At 67.3% G+C, this 15,792-nt stretch carries 16 protein-coding genes; 6 read left to right on the forward strand and 10 right to left on the reverse strand.

The genetic code is table 11. From position 1 onward, the window contains the following. Positions 1 to 74: 74 nt before the first annotated feature. Positions 75 to 623, reverse strand: a complete 549-nt coding sequence (locus GOAMR_RS18650) for a DUF2599 domain-containing protein (RefSeq protein WP_050942807.1) — start codon at positions 621 to 623, stop codon at positions 75 to 77. Between the two features lie 66 nt (positions 624 to 689). On the opposite strand from GOAMR_RS18650, the gene GOAMR_RS18655 reads away from it, so the two are divergent. After that, positions 690 to 1,532, forward strand: coding sequence for an alpha/beta fold hydrolase (locus GOAMR_RS18655; RefSeq protein ID WP_005191541.1), 843 nt, complete (start codon positions 690 to 692; stop codon positions 1,530 to 1,532). A 78-nt stretch (positions 1,533 to 1,610) separates the two neighbouring features. Here the strand turns inward: GOAMR_RS18655 and GOAMR_RS18660 are convergent, their stop codons facing one another. Continuing rightward, positions 1,611 to 3,161, reverse strand: a complete 1,551-nt coding sequence (locus GOAMR_RS18660; RefSeq protein ID WP_005191542.1) for a carboxylesterase/lipase family protein — start codon at positions 3,159 to 3,161, stop codon at positions 1,611 to 1,613. Positions 3,162 to 3,422: 261 nt separating this feature from the next. Here GOAMR_RS18660 and GOAMR_RS18665 point away from each other — a divergent pair, with 261 nt between their 5' ends. After that, positions 3,423 to 4,508 (forward strand): 5'/3'-nucleotidase SurE, encoded by a 1,086-nt coding sequence (locus tag GOAMR_RS18665; RefSeq protein WP_005191544.1) that lies wholly within the window; start codon positions 3,423 to 3,425, stop codon positions 4,506 to 4,508. Positions 4,509 to 4,593: 85 nt separating this feature from the next. Here the strand turns inward: GOAMR_RS18665 and rlmB are convergent, their stop codons facing one another. The 7 genes from rlmB to GOAMR_RS18700 form a co-directional block, all read right to left on the reverse strand. Continuing rightward, positions 4,594 to 5,547 (reverse strand): 23S rRNA (guanosine(2251)-2'-O)-methyltransferase RlmB, encoded by a 954-nt coding sequence (gene rlmB / locus GOAMR_RS18670; protein WP_005191545.1) that lies wholly within the window; start codon positions 5,545 to 5,547, stop codon positions 4,594 to 4,596. Next, complete coding sequence (gene cysS / locus GOAMR_RS18675) at positions 5,547 to 6,953, reverse strand: cysteine--tRNA ligase (RefSeq protein WP_040515821.1); 1,407 nt, start codon at positions 6,951 to 6,953, stop codon at positions 5,547 to 5,549. The genes rlmB and cysS overlap by 1 nt, the downstream gene beginning before the upstream one ends. 63 nt (positions 6,954 to 7,016) lie before the next feature. Then, positions 7,017 to 7,568 (reverse strand): type 1 glutamine amidotransferase domain-containing protein, encoded by a 552-nt coding sequence (locus GOAMR_RS18680; protein ID WP_005191547.1) that lies wholly within the window; start codon positions 7,566 to 7,568, stop codon positions 7,017 to 7,019. Between the two features lie 54 nt (positions 7,569 to 7,622). Beyond that, entirely contained in the window at positions 7,623 to 8,141 is a 519-nt protein-coding gene (locus GOAMR_RS18685) for a Dps family protein (protein WP_005191548.1), read from the reverse strand. Between the two features lie 51 nt (positions 8,142 to 8,192). Then, positions 8,193 to 8,672, reverse strand: coding sequence for a 2-C-methyl-D-erythritol 2,4-cyclodiphosphate synthase (gene ispF, locus GOAMR_RS18690; protein ID WP_005191550.1), 480 nt, complete (start codon positions 8,670 to 8,672; stop codon positions 8,193 to 8,195). Between the two features lie 13 nt (positions 8,673 to 8,685). After that, complete coding sequence (ispD, locus tag GOAMR_RS18695) at positions 8,686 to 9,393, reverse strand: 2-C-methyl-D-erythritol 4-phosphate cytidylyltransferase (protein ID WP_005191552.1); 708 nt, start codon at positions 9,391 to 9,393, stop codon at positions 8,686 to 8,688. A 5-nt stretch (positions 9,394 to 9,398) separates the two neighbouring features. After that, positions 9,399 to 9,887: a CarD family transcriptional regulator gene (locus GOAMR_RS18700; protein ID WP_005191554.1), complete on the reverse strand. Its 489-nt coding sequence runs from the start codon at positions 9,885 to 9,887 to the stop codon at positions 9,399 to 9,401. Between the two features lie 343 nt (positions 9,888 to 10,230). On the opposite strand from GOAMR_RS18700, the gene GOAMR_RS18705 reads away from it, so the two are divergent. The 3 genes from GOAMR_RS18705 (at position 10,231) to GOAMR_RS18715 (ending at position 13,676) form a co-directional block, all read left to right on the forward strand. Next, positions 10,231 to 10,866, forward strand: a complete 636-nt coding sequence (locus GOAMR_RS18705; RefSeq protein ID WP_005191556.1) for a hypothetical protein — start codon at positions 10,231 to 10,233, stop codon at positions 10,864 to 10,866. Positions 10,867 to 11,206: 340 nt separating this feature from the next. Beyond that, entirely contained in the window at positions 11,207 to 12,631 is a 1,425-nt protein-coding gene (gene radA, locus GOAMR_RS18710) for a DNA repair protein RadA (RefSeq protein WP_005191557.1), read from the forward strand. Then, the gene (locus GOAMR_RS18715; RefSeq protein ID WP_005191559.1) at positions 12,618 to 13,676 is read left to right on the forward strand and encodes a magnesium transporter CorA family protein; all 1,059 of its coding nucleotides are present in this window, start codon (positions 12,618 to 12,620) and stop codon (positions 13,674 to 13,676) included. Before radA ends, GOAMR_RS18715 begins: the two co-directional genes overlap by 14 nt. Positions 13,677 to 14,078: 402 nt before the next feature. Here the strand turns inward: GOAMR_RS18715 and GOAMR_RS18720 are convergent, their stop codons facing one another. Continuing rightward, on the reverse strand, positions 14,079 to 14,624 hold the full coding sequence (locus GOAMR_RS18720; RefSeq protein WP_040515823.1) for a PaaI family thioesterase: 546 nt from the start codon (positions 14,622 to 14,624) through the stop codon (positions 14,079 to 14,081). A 43-nt stretch (positions 14,625 to 14,667) separates the two neighbouring features. Here GOAMR_RS18720 and disA point away from each other — a divergent pair, with 43 nt between their 5' ends. Continuing rightward, the gene (disA, locus tag GOAMR_RS18725; RefSeq protein WP_005191564.1) at positions 14,668 to 15,765 is read left to right on the forward strand and encodes a DNA integrity scanning diadenylate cyclase DisA; all 1,098 of its coding nucleotides are present in this window, start codon (positions 14,668 to 14,670) and stop codon (positions 15,763 to 15,765) included. The last annotated feature ends 27 nt before the right edge of the window (positions 15,766 to 15,792 follow it).

Raw genomic sequence — 15,792 nt, forward strand, 5'->3', positions numbered from 1 at the left:
AACGAGCGAGCGTCGCGAAGGGTCCGGTGACCTTTCGACACCTGACGCCACCACCTCCGACCGTGCAGGTCCGATCAGTTTCCAGGCTCCTCAGCGAACCCGGGATTGCATCTGGCGGAGATCATTTCGTCAGTCGTGACCACTGGCCGCCGCGGCTCCAGGTTCCAGCTCGTCTTGTCCGGGTCGACCAGACGCGCGAACGTCCAATGACAGTCGAATTGTGCCCGCATCCCCGGACTGTCGGCGCTCGCGTCGAGCTTGCGCACCTCCGACCACGCCTCATCCCCCGCCGTGGGATCGGAGGTGTTGCGTCCCGAGACCGTCGGATAGATCTGCAGGCTCGGCCCCACCTCCGTCTCGACCCACTGCACATGGTCGATGTACGGCGGCTTGTACACCGGCGCGGGGGACGGCTCAACGGGGGGTTCGGTCGGCGTAAGCGCCGCAGAGGATTCGGTCGGCGCCGGCGCCGCGGAGGAAGTGGCCACCGAGAGACCCGTATCCGCGGTGTCGTCGCCCGAGTCACCACACGCGGCTGCGCCGGACACGACGCACACGGCAGCGATCGCCACCGACACCCGGACACGCCGACGCACCGCCTCTGTCCTCCGCGTGTTTCGCATGTCGATCACGATAGTTGCCGGTTCTTTCCACAATCGTGTTCCACCGGCACTCCAGCGTCTGTCACCATGGTCGTCATGTCCGTGGCAATCGGCGAGCGCCGAGACGGTGGGGAGTACGTCGACATCGGCGGTAACCCTATCTGGCACCTGCACACCGGCAACCCGGCGGGACCGGCGACTGTGCTGCTGCACAGCGTGTTCTCGACGTCGGCGGCGTGGGCGGCGCAGATCCTCGACTTCGGTGACGCCGGGCTGGATCTGTACGTCCCCGAACGTATCGGGCACGGTCACAGCCCCGACGTCGACGGCCCATACACCTTCGCCGGCACAGCCGGGCAGATCATCACCTATCTAGAGACCGTCGTCGGCAAACCGGCCAACCTCGTCGGCTGGGGCGACAGTACGTGCGTGGCCCTGCTGGTGGCGCAGGCCCGGCCCGAGCTGGTCCGCAAGCTGGTTATGACCTGCGGTTACATCAATTCCGACAGCGTCGACCTCGACGAGTTCCTGCGGCCATTGGCCCGCCGCGACCCCATCCTCGTCGACCTGCTCAGCGAGCTGTACCAACAGTTCTCACCCGACGGTCCCAGGCATTTCGAGAGCTATCTGGCAAAGGCCGTCGACCTGATGCTCCCTGGCCCCGCGTACAGCACCGCCGAGTTCGCGGGCGTGCAGGCGCCCGCTCTGGTCGTCGCCTCGGACACCTGCGGAATCGATGTCGGGCACGGGTTGGAGCTTGCCCGTACCCTGCCGCACGGCAGGTTCGCGGTACTGCCCGGGACGCATCTGCTGCCCGCCGAGTCCCCCGAACTGTTCAACCCGCTGGTGCTGTCGTTCCTGGCCGCCGATCCCCCGTCGGATGCCACCTATATCAACGAACTCGCCAGGTCCACCCACGACGACCTGTGACGCCCGGCTCCGGGCGTCACAGGCAGCTACACACGTGCCGCATGCGCCTTCTGCCAAGCTGTACAGACGCGGGACCACCTAGGACACGCGTGCCGCATGCGCCTTCTGCCAGGCTTGGCGCCGCTCCCCGCCGGGATCGGTCCGGACGTGCGGCCGCTCATCGATCACGAGGACACGACGCTGGTTGGTCGTGTATTTGGGCCAACCGGCGACAGGCGCGTGCGACATCGCGAAGCTGCCCCAGTGCCGCTGCACGGTGCGGGTGACCCGCTCGGCCGAACGCCACGACCCGGCCGCGATTCCCGCGCCGAGGGCACTGCGGAACGCCCCGAACACCGCGAACAGTTCCATCGCATGCGTCGCACCGAAACCGGTCTTCTTCAGCACCCTGGTGGCGTAGTCGTACCGGTACACGTAGGTGGGGGCGACGGCGCTGTGGCCGTCGGCGATCGTCACCGATGGCGCCCAGAACACCGCGTCCGCCGACAACCGGATGCCGTCGGGGCCGCCGGTCTCGTACAGCGCCGAGATCTCGTTCCAGCTGTCGATGCCGGCGGCGTCGATGACCGTCTTCTCCGCCGACGGCAGGATGTTCCAGGCCTTGGCGAACAACTGTCCCTCGTCGTGGTTGGTGCCGATGATCAGCGGCACGGGCAGCAATCCGCCCTCCTGGGCCACCGCCAGCGGTGCCGTCGGCAGCACATCGTCACCGACGACCGGTCCGTAGGGAACCGGTGAGACGACGTCGGTGTCCTTGGCGTACCCCATCAGCCGGGATCCGGCCTTGTGCAGGTCCGCCGACGACGCCTTGGTCAGTAACTGCCGGGCCCGTTCGGGGCTGATCGGCTCCTCGTCGCGGCCGCCCGCCCGGTATTCGGGGTTCTCCAGGATCCGCAGGAACGCGTCGGCATAGACGCGGGCGTCGGCACGTTTGACGACCAGTTCTGGGGCCGGGCTTTCGGCGATTGCCGCGTGGAACAGGCCTTCGGCCGCGGGGCTGGCCATCAGCGCCAGCACCGCGGATCCGCCGGCGCTCTCGCCGAAAACGGTCACGTTGCCCGCGTCGCCGCCGAATGCGGCGATGTTGCGCTGCACCCATTCCAGGGCGGCAATGTGGTCGCGGATACCGATGTTGCTGTCGAAGGTGCGCTCATCGGTGGAGTACGCCGAGAAGTCGAGGTAGCCGAACGCGCCGAAGCGGTACTGCACGGTCACCACCACCACGTCCTGGGTGCGGGCGAGTGCGGCGCCGTCGTACAGCGGGGTGGCGGTGGTGCCGAGGATGTAGGCGCCGCCGTGGATGAACACCATCACCGGCCGCGGCGTCGAACGTACGGTGGCGGGTGAGAACACGTTGAGGGTGAGGCAGTCCTCCCCGGTCGGCTGGTACTTGCCGGGGCCGATCGCGGTGAACCGCTTGTCCTGGACGGCGGCCTTGCCGTACTCCTTGGCCGGGCGCACCCCGGTCCACGGGGCCGCGGGCTGCGGTGCGCGGAACCGGTTGGCCGCGATCGGGGCTGCCGCGAAGGGAATACCCTTCCAGCTGATCGTCCCCTTGCGAGTGCGTCGCCCGTGGACGCCCTCGACCAGGCCGAGGTCCGTGGACACGATGCTGCTGAGCGTTGTCATCAGTCAAATGTATATCCCGGCGAATTCGCGCCCGCACCGGAAACCGGAGTCCGCGCCGAGAATCGGGAACCCGGGCAACTCCGACACCGGCCCGCGAGCGCCGAAATGCGCATCGACGCAGGTCACGGTTATCCCGGCAGGATCACTCAAAACTTGAAACGTACTCCAAGTTACTGGCTGGTTTTCACTTGAAGAGCATCACATCGCCGATACATTAGCCACGCGTAATGAACGGGTCGGGTGAGTGGAAAAGGTGATTCTATGTTTCATGTAGCACGTCCGTTGTCAGCGGCCGCGGCCGTCCTACTCGCTGCGGCGGCGCTCGCGGCCTGCGGGTCGTCGGACGATTCCTCTTCGTCCGCATCCCAGTCGGGGGCATCGCAGACCGTCTCCCAGGGTGAGGGGGTGTCCGGGCTGAAGGTGATGCTCGTCGACGACGACTCGATCCAGGGGCAGTCCCCCACCGGAAGCGACGGCCTCGGCATCTACAACCTGCGCAAGGCCTTCTGCTCGGCCGGCGCCGACGTGCTGGTGGTGGGCCCGTGGACGGTGCAGAGCGGGCAGGGCAGCAGGCTCACACTGACCGGTCCCGTGACCGTCCAGGCCGTCACCCCGCCCAAGGGCTTCGAAAGCGACTGCGGTTCAGCCCCGTCCGGCGGCAAGGTCTTCGGTGTCTGCGCGGCGAAGGCGCCGTGCGTGGCACCCACGACGGCGGCCGAGGGCTCGCCGAGTGCCTCGCCTTCGGATTCCGCCGCGCTCGCCGTCAGCGAGTTCCTCCCGAAGAACTACTGGCCGGACGGCCCCGACATCGTGCTGTCCGGTGTCAACTTCGGCCAGAACGACACCGTGACCGCGGTCCATTCGGGCACAACCAACGCGGCGGTCGTGGCGAACCGGCTGGGTAAGCCCGCGATCGCGGTCAGCGAGGTGCTCACCCTGGCCTGCCTCACCACCGGCAAGAGCTGCCCTCAGTTCAAAGGTGCCGCCGATTTCTCGGTGCGCCTCGTCGGCGAACTCCGCAAACGTGAGCTGATCACCCCGTCGCTGCTGCTGAACGTGAACTACCCGCATCTCGAGGCCGGCCAGGCGCCCAAGTCCACCCAGGTGAACGTGCTCGGCAAGTGCACCGCGATCAATTTCGGCGCCAAGACCCCCACGAGCGCCACCGCTGTCGGCAAGAACGGCGGCACCTACGAGTTCGGCGCCATCGCACCGTGCAAGGAGACCGTGAAGAACGCGGACAGCACCGCGATCGGCGAAGGCCACATCTCGGTCGTGTCGCTCGACGGCAGCTGGAACGGGAAGACTTCGGGCACGATGGAGAAGGCGCTGATCGACGCCGAGTAGGTCGCCGAAATCGCAACCGGTCACAAACCCCACGAATATGCCCTGGCATCGCAATTATTGTGATGCCAGGGCTTATCGGTGGGGTTCAGGACAGGCGCCGCTGCCGGGCGAATTCGGCCAGCACCACGCCGGCGGCAACGGAAGCGTTGAGGCTCTCCACCTCACCGGCCATCGGGATCGACAGGATCGAATCGCAGCTCTCGCGCACCAGACGTGAGAGCCCCTTGCCCTCCGAGCCGACCACGATCACGGTGGGCCCAGAACCGTCGTACTCGTCGAGGGTCACATCGCCGCCGGCGTCGAGACCGACGAGCTGTACCCCGTTCGACGCCCAATCCTTCAGTGTGCGAGTGAGATTGGTGGCCTGAGCGACGGGCAGCCGGGCGGCGGCACCGGCGCTGGTACGCCAGGCGACCGCGGTGACACTGGCGCTGCGCCGCTGCGGGATCAGCACCCCGTGCCCGCCGAACGCGGCCACCGAACGGATCACGGCGCCAAGGTTTCTCGGGTCGGTGATGTTGTCGAGGGCAACCAGCAGCGGCGGCGTGCCGCTGGCCTGGGCCTGCGCCATCAGGTCGTCGGGATGGGTGTAGCGGTACTCCGGAACCTGAAGTGCCACACCCTGATGCAGACCATTGATGGAGATCCGGTCGAGTTCGGGCTTTGTGGCCTCCAGGATCGCGATGCCCTTGTCCGCGGCCAGGGCCACCGACTCTGACACCCGATCGTCCGGGTCGGAGTTGATCGCCACGTACAGCGCCGTCGCCGGCACCCCCGCGCGCAGGCATTCCAGCACCGGGTTGCGGCCGACGACGTACTCGGGACCACCTTCGGACTTACGCGTATTAGGGCGTCCCGCAGCACGTTTCGCGTTTGCATTGGCCCGCTTGTGGGCCGGATGGTACGGCCGGTCGACTGCCTTGGGCGTCGCACCGCGCCCTTCCAGACCACGCCGGCGCTGACCGCCGGACCCCGCGACCTGCCCCTTCTTGGTGCCCTCTTTGCGGATCGCGCCGCGCCGCTTGGAGTTACCGGCCATCAGACGTTCCCCTTCAGAGTCGGTTCCTTGAGGGACCACTTGGCCCCGTCGGGTGTGTCGGTGACCTCGATACCCGCCCGCGCCAGCCGGTCACGCACCGCATCCGCAGTGGCCCAGTCCTTTTCGGCACGAGCCTGCGACCGCCGGTCGAGTTCGGCCCGCACCAGCACGTCCAGCGCCGACGTCGCCGACGAATCGTCGCCCGCCGCCGCCCACCGCTCGTCGAGCGGATCGACGCCCAGCACCCCGGTCATCGCCCGCACTGCCGACGCGGTCTGCGCGGCCGCCGCACCGTCGCCCGATTCGAGTTCGGTGTTGCCGTGGCGAACCGCGTTGTGCACCACGGCAAGTGCGGCGGGAACCCCGAGGTCGTCGTCGAGTGCCGCCGCGAACTCCGCCGACACCTCGCCGACCTTCACCTCGCCGACCCGCTCGGCCACTCGGTGCAGGAAGGACTCGATGCGCCGGTACCCTGCGGCGGCCTCGGCCAGCGCGCCATCGGAGTACTCCAGCATCGAGCGGTAGTGGGCGCTGCCCAGGTAGTAGCGCAGCTCCACCGGCCGCACCTTGCGCAGCATCGCCGGGATCGACACCACATTGCCCAGCGACTTGGACATCTTCTCGCCGCCCATGGTGACCCAGCCGTTGTGCAGCCAGTAGTTCGCGAAACCGTCGCCGGCACCACGGGCCTGCGCGATCTCGTTCTCATGGTGCGGGAAGATCAGATCCATTCCACCGCAATGGATGTCAAACCGCTCACCGAGCAGTGAGGTGGCCATCGCGGTGCATTCGAGGTGCCAGCCCGGCCGGCCCGGACCCCACGGCGTCGGCCACGACGGCTCGCCCGGCTTGGCCGCCTTCCACAGCGTGAAGTCACGCGGATCACGCTTGCCGGTGCCCACGCTCTCACCCTGATGGACGTCCTCGAGCCGGTGCCCGCTCAGCGCCCCGTAGTCGGGCAGGTTACGCACATCGAAATACACGTTGCCGTCGGCGGCATAGCCGTGCCCCCGGTCGATGATGCGCTGCATGTACTCGACCATCTGCGTCACGAAGCCCGTGGCCCGCGGCTCCGCCGACGGCGGCAGCACACCGAGCGCGTCGTAGGCGCTGGTGAACTCGCGCTCGTGGGTGGCGGCCCACTCCCACCACGGCCTGCCGGCCTCGGCGGCCTTGCGCAGGATCTTGTCGTCGATGTCGGTCACGTTGCGCACGAACAGCACGTCGAGACCGCCGTACGCCAGCCAGCGGCGCAGAACGTCGAACGCGATACCGCTGCGCACGTGACCGATGTGCGGAACTCCCTGAACCGTTGCGCCGCACAGGTAGATCGACGCCAATCCGTCGCGGTACGGAACGAAGTCACGTACCTCCCGGGCAGCGGAATCAAACAGGCGCAAGGTCACGACGCGCAATCTTACCCGGTCAGCTCCCCACCCGAGGCCACGGACGCATACCGGCCGGACCCGCTACGCCAGTTGAACCCGCAGTGCCGAACAGAACTCGGGCAGATCGTCGGGCCGGCGACTCGACACCAGTGCGTTGGGCCCTTCTGTGCACACCACGACGGATTCGTCGACCCAGGTGGCACCCGCATTGGTGAGGTCGGTGCGCAGACTCGGCCACGACGTCATCGTCCGGCCGTCGACCACCCCGGCATCGATCAACGTCCACGGACCGTGGCAGATCACCGCGACAGGTTTGCCCTGTTCGAAGAATCCCCGGACGAACCGGAGCGCCGCGTCCTGAGTCCGGAGGTAGTCGGGGTTGGCGACACCTCCGGGCAACACCAGTACGTCGTAGTCCGCCGGGTCGGCCGTGTCGACGGTCTGGTCCACGGTGAATTCGTCCGCACGATCAAGGTGATTGAACGCCTGGATCTTCCCGGGTGCGGTCGAGATCAACCGCGGCCCGGCTCCGGCCTCCTCGGCAGCCTGCCATGGTTCGGTCAGTTCGACCTGCTCGGTACCTTCCGGGGCGACCAGAAAGGCCGCCGCGCGACGGTCGGGCTGTTCACGCATTGCCGTTCTCCCTTCCCTGACTCGGCACGTCCTCAATAGGGCCGAACCCCGCGGTCACTCGGCATCCCGGGCCAGATGCGCGTGGATGAACCACTGAAATTTCTCCAATTCCGCAGTCTGGGTGATGACGATGTCCTGGGTCACCGGATCGATGGGGCCGGTCACGTCGATGGCGGCGCGGTGCGAGGCGATGATGCCGGCGTAGACCGCATCCAGCGCCGCGAGATGCTTCTGCGCAGGGGCCCGCCGCAACTCGTAGTTGTCCCACGAGCGATCCTTCTCGATGGCGTCGGGCGTGCCGTCGGGCGAACCACCGAGGGTCGAGATCCGCTCGGCCAACTCGTCCGCGTAGCCACGTACCAGTGCGACCTGCGGGTCGAGCATTTCGTGGACGGAGATGAAGTTGGGTCCGACGACGTTCCAGTGCACGTGCTTGAGTGTCAGGTGCAGGTCGTTGAGTGCGCTGAGCCGCTCCTGCAGCGTGGCGATGACGGTCTGGCTGTCCACCCGGCTCAGACCGGTTCCGGTGCCGTAGTTTTCACTGTCGTGGTGTTCATGATCTATGAGTGTCATGTTCGGGGGCATACCCGGCGGCCGTGAGACCTAAACACGACCTCTGGAAACTTATCGCCCGGAAGTATCCGACTCGGTGACCAGAGCGGTGGCCATCGCTGCCACCCCTTCGCCGCGGCCCGTCATCCCCAGACCGTCGGTGGTGGTTGCCGACACCGACACCGGTGCGCCGAGCGCCGCGCCGAGCACCCGCTGCGCTTCCTCGCGACGCGGACCGATCTTCGGCCGGTTCCCGATCACCTGCACCGCGCCGTTCACCACCACGAGCCCGGCGGCATCGACGAGCGAGGCCACATGCCGGAGCATCTCGACACCGCTCACCCCTGCCCACTCGGGGCGCCCGGTGCCGAACACCGACCCCAGATCGCCCAGCCCCGCGGCCGACAACACCGCATCACACAGCGCGTGCGCACCCACGTCACCGTCGGAGTGTCCCTCACAACCCGGCTCCCCCGGGAAAAGCAGACCGACCATCCAGCAGTCGGACCCCGCGTCGACGCGATGCGCGTCCGTCCCGATACCGACCCTCACAACACACCCGCTCTCACGACACCAACATCCTGGCGATCCGCAGATCCCACGGCGTGGTGATCTTGAACCCCAGCGCATCACCCGGCACCACCGCTACCTCGATCCCGCAGCGTTCGGCCAGCCCCGCGTCGTCAGTGGCCAGACCCCCGTCGTCGGCGTGGGCGCGCAGCAGTGCGTCACGGGTAAAACCCTGCGGGGTCGCAACGGCGCGCAACGGCTCCCTGTCGACGGTTTCGGTGACGGCCTCGGCACCGTCGCCCGGCACGACTCGTTTAAGGGTGTCTACTCGTTTAAGGGTGTCTACGACGGGCAGCCCGGGAACCACCGCCTCATGCCCGGCCAGCACCGCGTCGAGCACCCGGCGGAACACCCCCGGCGGAGTCAGCGGACGGGCCGCATCGTGCACCAGGATCACATCGGCGTCGCCGCATGCGTCGAGACCGGCACGCACCGACTCGCTGCGATGGGCACCACCGGGCACCACCGTCACACCCGGCAACAACTCACGGGCATGACCGACCAACTCGGCGGGAACAACCACCACCACAAATGCGTCGATCCCGGCGCCGACGACGCCGGAGACACAACGCTCCAGAATCGTCGAACCGCCGAGATCGACAAACGCTTTCGGGGAATCCTCCCCGAGCCGGACACCGGATCCGGCGGCCGGAACAATCACCCCTACGCGGGCCGAACCGCCCGCCAGTCCGGCGTCAGACACCAAACCTACGAAGCCGCGGCCAGAACCTCGTCGAGAATGCTCGTGGCCTTCTCGTCGTCCGTGTTCTGCGCCAGCGACAGCTCATCCACGAGCACCCGGCGCGCACGCGTCAGGATGCTCTTCTCACCCGCCGACAGACCCCGATCCTGCTCACGACGCCACAGGTCACGCACGATCTCGGCAACCTTGATGATGTCGCCCGAGTTGAGCTTCTCCTGGTTGGCCTTGAACCGGCGCGCCCAGTTGGTGGGCTCCTCGGTGTGCGGGGCCCGCAGAACCTGGAAGACCTTGTCGAGACCCTCTTGCCCCACGACGTCGCGGACACCGACATCCTGAAGCTTCGACGACGGGATCTGAACCGTCATGTCGCCATCGGCCACCTTGAGAACGAGATATTCGATCTGCTCACCCTTGATGGTCCGCGTCACGATGTCCGCAACACGAGCCGCACCGTGACGGGGATACACAACGGTGTCGCCAACTTTGAAATTCAATGTTCTATGCCCCTTTCGAGTGAGGCCAGTCTAACACGCCCCGTTCAGAGCAGTTCACCAACAGTGCAGGTCAAGGCACTGACGGCCTGCCGCACAGGCGCTTTCACCCAGGTTTCCCAAGGTCGCATACCACCGTGACCCACGCCACGCAAGTGCCTGTTTCACGACTGTTCAAAGCGCTCTCGGGACAACAATCCGGCGACCAATCTGTGACCCGGCAGGACTAACCCTCCACCCGCCCACTACGCTGCGTAGTGCAGAGTGTGCGCGTTTCGCACACCACCTTCATCTGAGGACCTTGGAGGAACGGGTGTCACAGCTTCACAACAGGACACGGCGTCTGATGAGCGCCGCCGCGGTCGGTGCGTTCGGCCTGGCCATCGCGCTGGGCACCTCCGCCTGCAGCGCGGGTCAGGTGTCACAGACCACCAGTCAGGAACCCGCCGTCAACGGCGGCTCCGCGAAACTCGGCCCGCTGCTGCTTCGCGACGTCACCATCGTCTGGCCCACCGGCGACGCCAAGGCCACCGCCGACGCCGGCGGTCCGTACGACATCGCCTTCAGCATCAGCAACCAGAGCGCCACCGTCATCGACAAACTGGTATCGGTGACCGCGCCCCGCGGCACCGTCACCATCAGTGGCGACGCCACCATCAACCCCGGGCAGGCGCTGCTCGCCGGCGACCCCGAAGCCATCCCCGGAAGCGAGGAGACGACCGAGACGAGCACCCCCAGCTCATCGGCCGCACCCACCTCCACCTCGGCGAGCCCCACCTCGACCGAAGAGGCCTCCGACGAATCGGCCGACAAGCTCAAGGTCACCCTCACCGGCGCCGGCGACACCGTCCGCGCGGGCATCAGCACCCAACTCGTCTTCAAGTTCGAGAAGGCCGGCGAGGTCAGGGTCCCCGTCCCCCTCAACGGCGGCCCCAACCTCAAACGCCAGGACAAGGTCCGCGGCGGAGACGCTGAACACTGAGTTGTAGGCGCCCGCTCGCTTCGCTCGCGGATCGCGGGTCCTGCGGGCCGGGAGTCGTGTTCTTCCCTCGTCGCACTCGGTCGCAAGCTCCCTCCCGCTCCTCAGTCCAGAACACGACGGCCCGCCGGACCGGGTTCTCGGCACCCGCTCGCGGATCGCGGGTTCTCGGCGCCCACTCGCGGGTCCGGGGTCGTGACGTGTAACCGCTGGTTGAGGTGTGAAGAGCCGCCAGGCGATGAGCCTCGAAACCCGGTGAGATGACAATGTCGTCTCACCGGGTTTTTCGTGTCCGGGGTCCTGTCGGGACGGCTCTGTCGTAGGCGGCGATTAGGGTGATCTGGTGGCCAAACCGAAGATCAGTTACGCCTGTTCCGCATGCGGGTACACGCCGCCCAAATGGGTCGGGCGCTGCCCGGAATGCGGCGACTGGGGCACGATCGCCGAGAGCGGCCCGGCCCCGACATCACGCTCGGCAACCTCCGTCGCCCCGTCGAGCCCGGCACGGCGGATCACCGACATCGACGCCACCACATCCGTCGCAGTGCCCACCGGGATCGGCGAATTCGACCGCGTTCTCGGCTCGGGAGTGGTGCCCGGCTCGGTCATCCTGCTCGCCGGAGAGCCCGGCGTCGGCAAGTCCACGCTGCTGCTCGAAACAGTGAAACATTGGGCACGGCGCGGCAATACGGCGCTGTACATCACCGGCGAGGAGTCGGCCGGGCAGGTCCGACTGCGCGCCGAACGCACAGACGCCGTGCACGAGAACATCTTCCTCGCATCCGAGACCGACCTGTCGACCATCCTCGGTCACGTCGACGCCGTCGCCCCCACCCTGCTGATCGTCGACTCCGTTCAGACCGTCGTGGCCACCGGCGTCGACGGCGTCACCGGCGGCGTCACCCAGATCCGCGCCGTCACAACAGCTCTGGTGTCACTGGCCAAGAACCGCGGAATCGCCGTGGTGCTCGTCGGACACGTCACCAAGGACGGCAACCTGGCCGGTCCGCGCTCCCTGGAACATCTCGTCGACGTCGTCCTGTCATTCGAAGGCGACAAGCATTCCACGCTCCGCATGATCCGCGGCATCAAGAACCGCTTCGGCGCCTCCGACGAGGTCGGCTGTTTCGAACAACACGACGACGGCATCCACGAGGTGCCCGACCCGTCGGGGATCTTCCTGCACCAGCGGGGTGCGGACGTGTTCGGGTCGGTCACGATGGTCACGATGGACGGAAAACGCGCCCTCGTCGGCGAGGTACAGGCCCTCGCCAACGGCGACGACCTGCACAACCCGCGCCGCGCCGTGTCCGGTCTCGACGCGCAGCGCATCGCGATGATCCTGGCCGTCCTGCAGGCCAACGGATACCCGAAGGTGGGCAAGCAGGAGGTGTACGTGTCGACGGTCGGCGGCATGAAGGTCACCGAACCCGCCGTCGACCTCGCCGCCGCGATGGCGGTGGCCTCGTTCGTCAAACGCTCCCCCGTACCCCAGGACACCGTCGTCATCGGCGAACTCGGCCTGGCCGGCGAGGTGCGCCGCGTCACCGGCATCGCCAGGCGTCTCGCCGAGGCCAAACGACTGGGCTTCGCCCGCGCCATCATCCCGGCCGGCACCGACGAGAAGCTCCCCGCCGGCATCAGGGTCACCCGGGTGAACAACCTCGGCGAGGCGATCATCGCGGGCGGCGGACGCGCGACGCGGCGCGTCAACGGAAAGCAGTCCACCGACGGCACCGCGCCGGAGGTCGCCGATGCCCCCTTCTGAAGACGAACGGATCCGGGGCCAGATCTGGCGCGGCGGCACCCGCGTCGACGGCTTCACCCTCGACACCATCGACCGGTACCGCGACGACCCGGACGTGCTGGTCTGGGCCGACCTGGAGAACCCGACGCATGCGACGCTGTCGGAACTGGCCACCGAGCTCGACCTGTCGCCGTTCGCCATTGAGGACACGCTGTCGGCCGCCGAACGGGTCAAGACAGTCGCCTACGCCACCCACACCTTCCTGATGGTGTACGCGGTGTCCCCCAAATTCCCTGCATCCGAGGATGATTCGGACGATTCGGAGTTCTCGCCGAACCGCGGTGGCGCGATCGGGTCCCGTCGCGCCGAAACCTTCGACCTGCACCGCATCTCCGTATTCATCAAGGGCAACGCCCTCATCACCGTGCGCCGCGGCCCAGGATTCGACCTCGACGAACTGATGCGCCGCTGGGAAGACACCGGCGGACAGCAGTACGGAGTCGGGGCACTCCTGCACGGACTGCTCGACCTCGTCGTCGACGGACACTTCGACGCCGTCCAGGTCCTCGACGACCAGATCGAAGACCTCGAAGACCTGCTCTTCGACGCCGACGGCCGCTCCCATGACCTGCAGCGCCGCAGCTACAACGTCAGGCGCGACCTGGTGATCCTGCGCCGCGTCGTCCTACCGATGCGCGAGGTTCTCGCCACCATCCAGCGGCGGCGCATCGACAACCACGCGCCACCCGAACTCGACCCGCACTTCTCCGACCTGTACGACCACGCCCTGCGCGCGGCCGAATGGACCGAATCGTTGCGCGACATGATCGCGACCGTGTTCGAGACCAGTCTGTCCCTGGCCGACGCCCGACTGAACACGGTGATGAAGAAGCTCACCTCGTGGGCGGCGATCGTCGCCGTGCCCACCGCGATCACCGGCTTCTACGGCCAGAACGTGCCGTTCCCCGGCTTCTCGTCGACCACGGGTTTCATCGTCAGCTCGGCCCTGATCGTCGCGACCGTGGCCATCCTGTATCTCACCTTCCGCCGCCGGGATTGGCTCTAGTGATTGCGGTCAGATCAGGCTCCGCCGGCCCCGTTCTTCACTCCGACCACGCGGGGCTCGTACCTCGCTCGCGTGTCGTCGCTCCAGAACGGGTCGCTCCGCCTGATCTGACCGGTGAATCTGTACGGTCAGATCAGGCTCCGCCGGCCCCGTTCTTCACTCCGACCACGCGGGGCTCGTACCTCGCTCGCGTGTCGTCGCTCCAGAACGGGTCGCTCCGCCTGATCTGACCGGTGAATCTGTACGGTCAGATCAGGCTCCGCCGGCCCCGTTCTTCACTCCGACCACGCGGGGCTCGTACCTCGCTCGCGTGTCGTCGCTCCAGAACGGGTCGCTCCGCCTGATCTGACCACGCGACCAAACATGTCGTTACCTTGGCGTCGGCCTGTTGCGAACGTGCTTTCAGGGCGCGAAGTAAGGGCGGTATTCGTCGGCGGCCTGGCTGTTCTCCACGTAGGCCGAGAAGTGTTCGCGCCCTTTGATGGTAATGAACAGGGCATGCGAGATCGCCAGCGGTTCATCCGAGTCAACAAGGTGCGCAACGCCTTTGGTGTAGATCTTGCGGCCCTTCATACCCAGCAGTTCGGCGTCGATGCGCACCACCGAGCCGACCGGCACCGGCTTGAGGTAGTCGATCTCGAGGTGCCCGGTGACGGCCGCCCCGGCGACAAGTTTGGGCACCGCCCCCATCACCTCGTCGAACGCCGTCGACAGCAGGCCGCCGTGGATGACGCCGGGGCCGCCCTCCATCCACGGTTCCACCCGCATGTCCGCGTGCACGGTGAAGCCCTCCCCGGCGATGTTGACGATGTTCAGGCCGTGCGGCGACCTGTCGCCGCAGCCGTAGCAGGTGGCGTTGTGCATACCCACCGGCTCGCCGGGCTTGGCGGCCTTGGGGTGGCGGGTCACCGGGTCGAGGTCGGCGGGCACAGCGAATTCACTTCTCATGAGTGGATACGCTATTAGCCGACTCACAAGGAGGTGGCACAAGGTGCCCGACACTGACAAACACGGGACGGCCCGCGACGCACTGACGCGGGAAACCCTGGCCCGTGTCGCGCCGGGCACCGGGCTCCGTGACGGCCTCGAACGGATTCTGCGCGGCGGGACGGGCGCCCTGATCGTCCTCGGCCACGACGAGGAGGTCGAGAAGATCTGCGACGGCGGCTTCCGCCTCGACGTCGCCTTCGCCCCCACCCGGCTGCGTGAGCTGGCCAAGATGGACGGCGCGGTGGTGCTGTCCACGGACGGCGAGCGGATCCTGCGCGCCAACGTACAGCTCGTGCCCGACCCGTCGATTCCCACCGAGGAATCCGGAACCCGCCACCGCGCAGCCGAACGCACCGCCGTACAGACCGGCCATCCGGTGATCTCGGTGAGCGCATCGATGTCGATCGTCAGCATCTACGTCGACGGTGTGCGGCGCGTCGTCGAAAGCCCCGACCCGATCCTGTCCCGCGCCAACGTCGCCCTGTCGACGCTCGAACGCTACAAGTCGCGTCTCGACGAGGTGATCGCGGCACTATCGCGCGCCGAGATCGAGGACTATGTGCTGCTGCGCGACGCGATGTCGACAGCGCAGCGCATGGAGATGGTGCGCCGGGTGTCGGTGGAGATCGACGAGTACGTGCTCGAACTCGGCGTCAACGGCCGCCAGGTGAGCCTGCAGCTCGAAGAACTGATCCACGACAACGACACCATGCGGGAGCTGCTGGTGCGCGACTACTACGCCAGCCCCGAGCCGGCCACCACCGAGGAGGTGCGGCAGGCCCTGGAAACCATCGAGGCGCTCTCGGACGCCGACCTGCTCGACCTGACTCTGCTGGCCGGCGCGTTCGGCTATCCCACCACCATCGACGCCCAGGACACCGCGATGCGCCCGCGGGGCTACCGGCTGCTGGCCCGGATCTCGCGGCTGCAGTTCGCGCACGTCGACCGCCTGGTCCGCAGTTTCGGCTCCCTGCAGGCACTGCTGGCCAGTTCGTCGGCCGACCTGCAGGCCGTCGAGGGCATCGGCTCCATCTGGGCGCGCCACATCCGTGAGGGCCTGTCCCGGCTCGCCGAGTCGAGCATCGAACGGTACGAATAGCCAGTCCCCACAAAGAATACCCACGCG

It is taken from the genome of Gordonia amarae NBRC 15530, assembly GCF_000241345.1.
GTDB classification, from domain to species: domain Bacteria; phylum Actinomycetota; class Actinomycetes; order Mycobacteriales; family Mycobacteriaceae; genus Gordonia; species Gordonia amarae.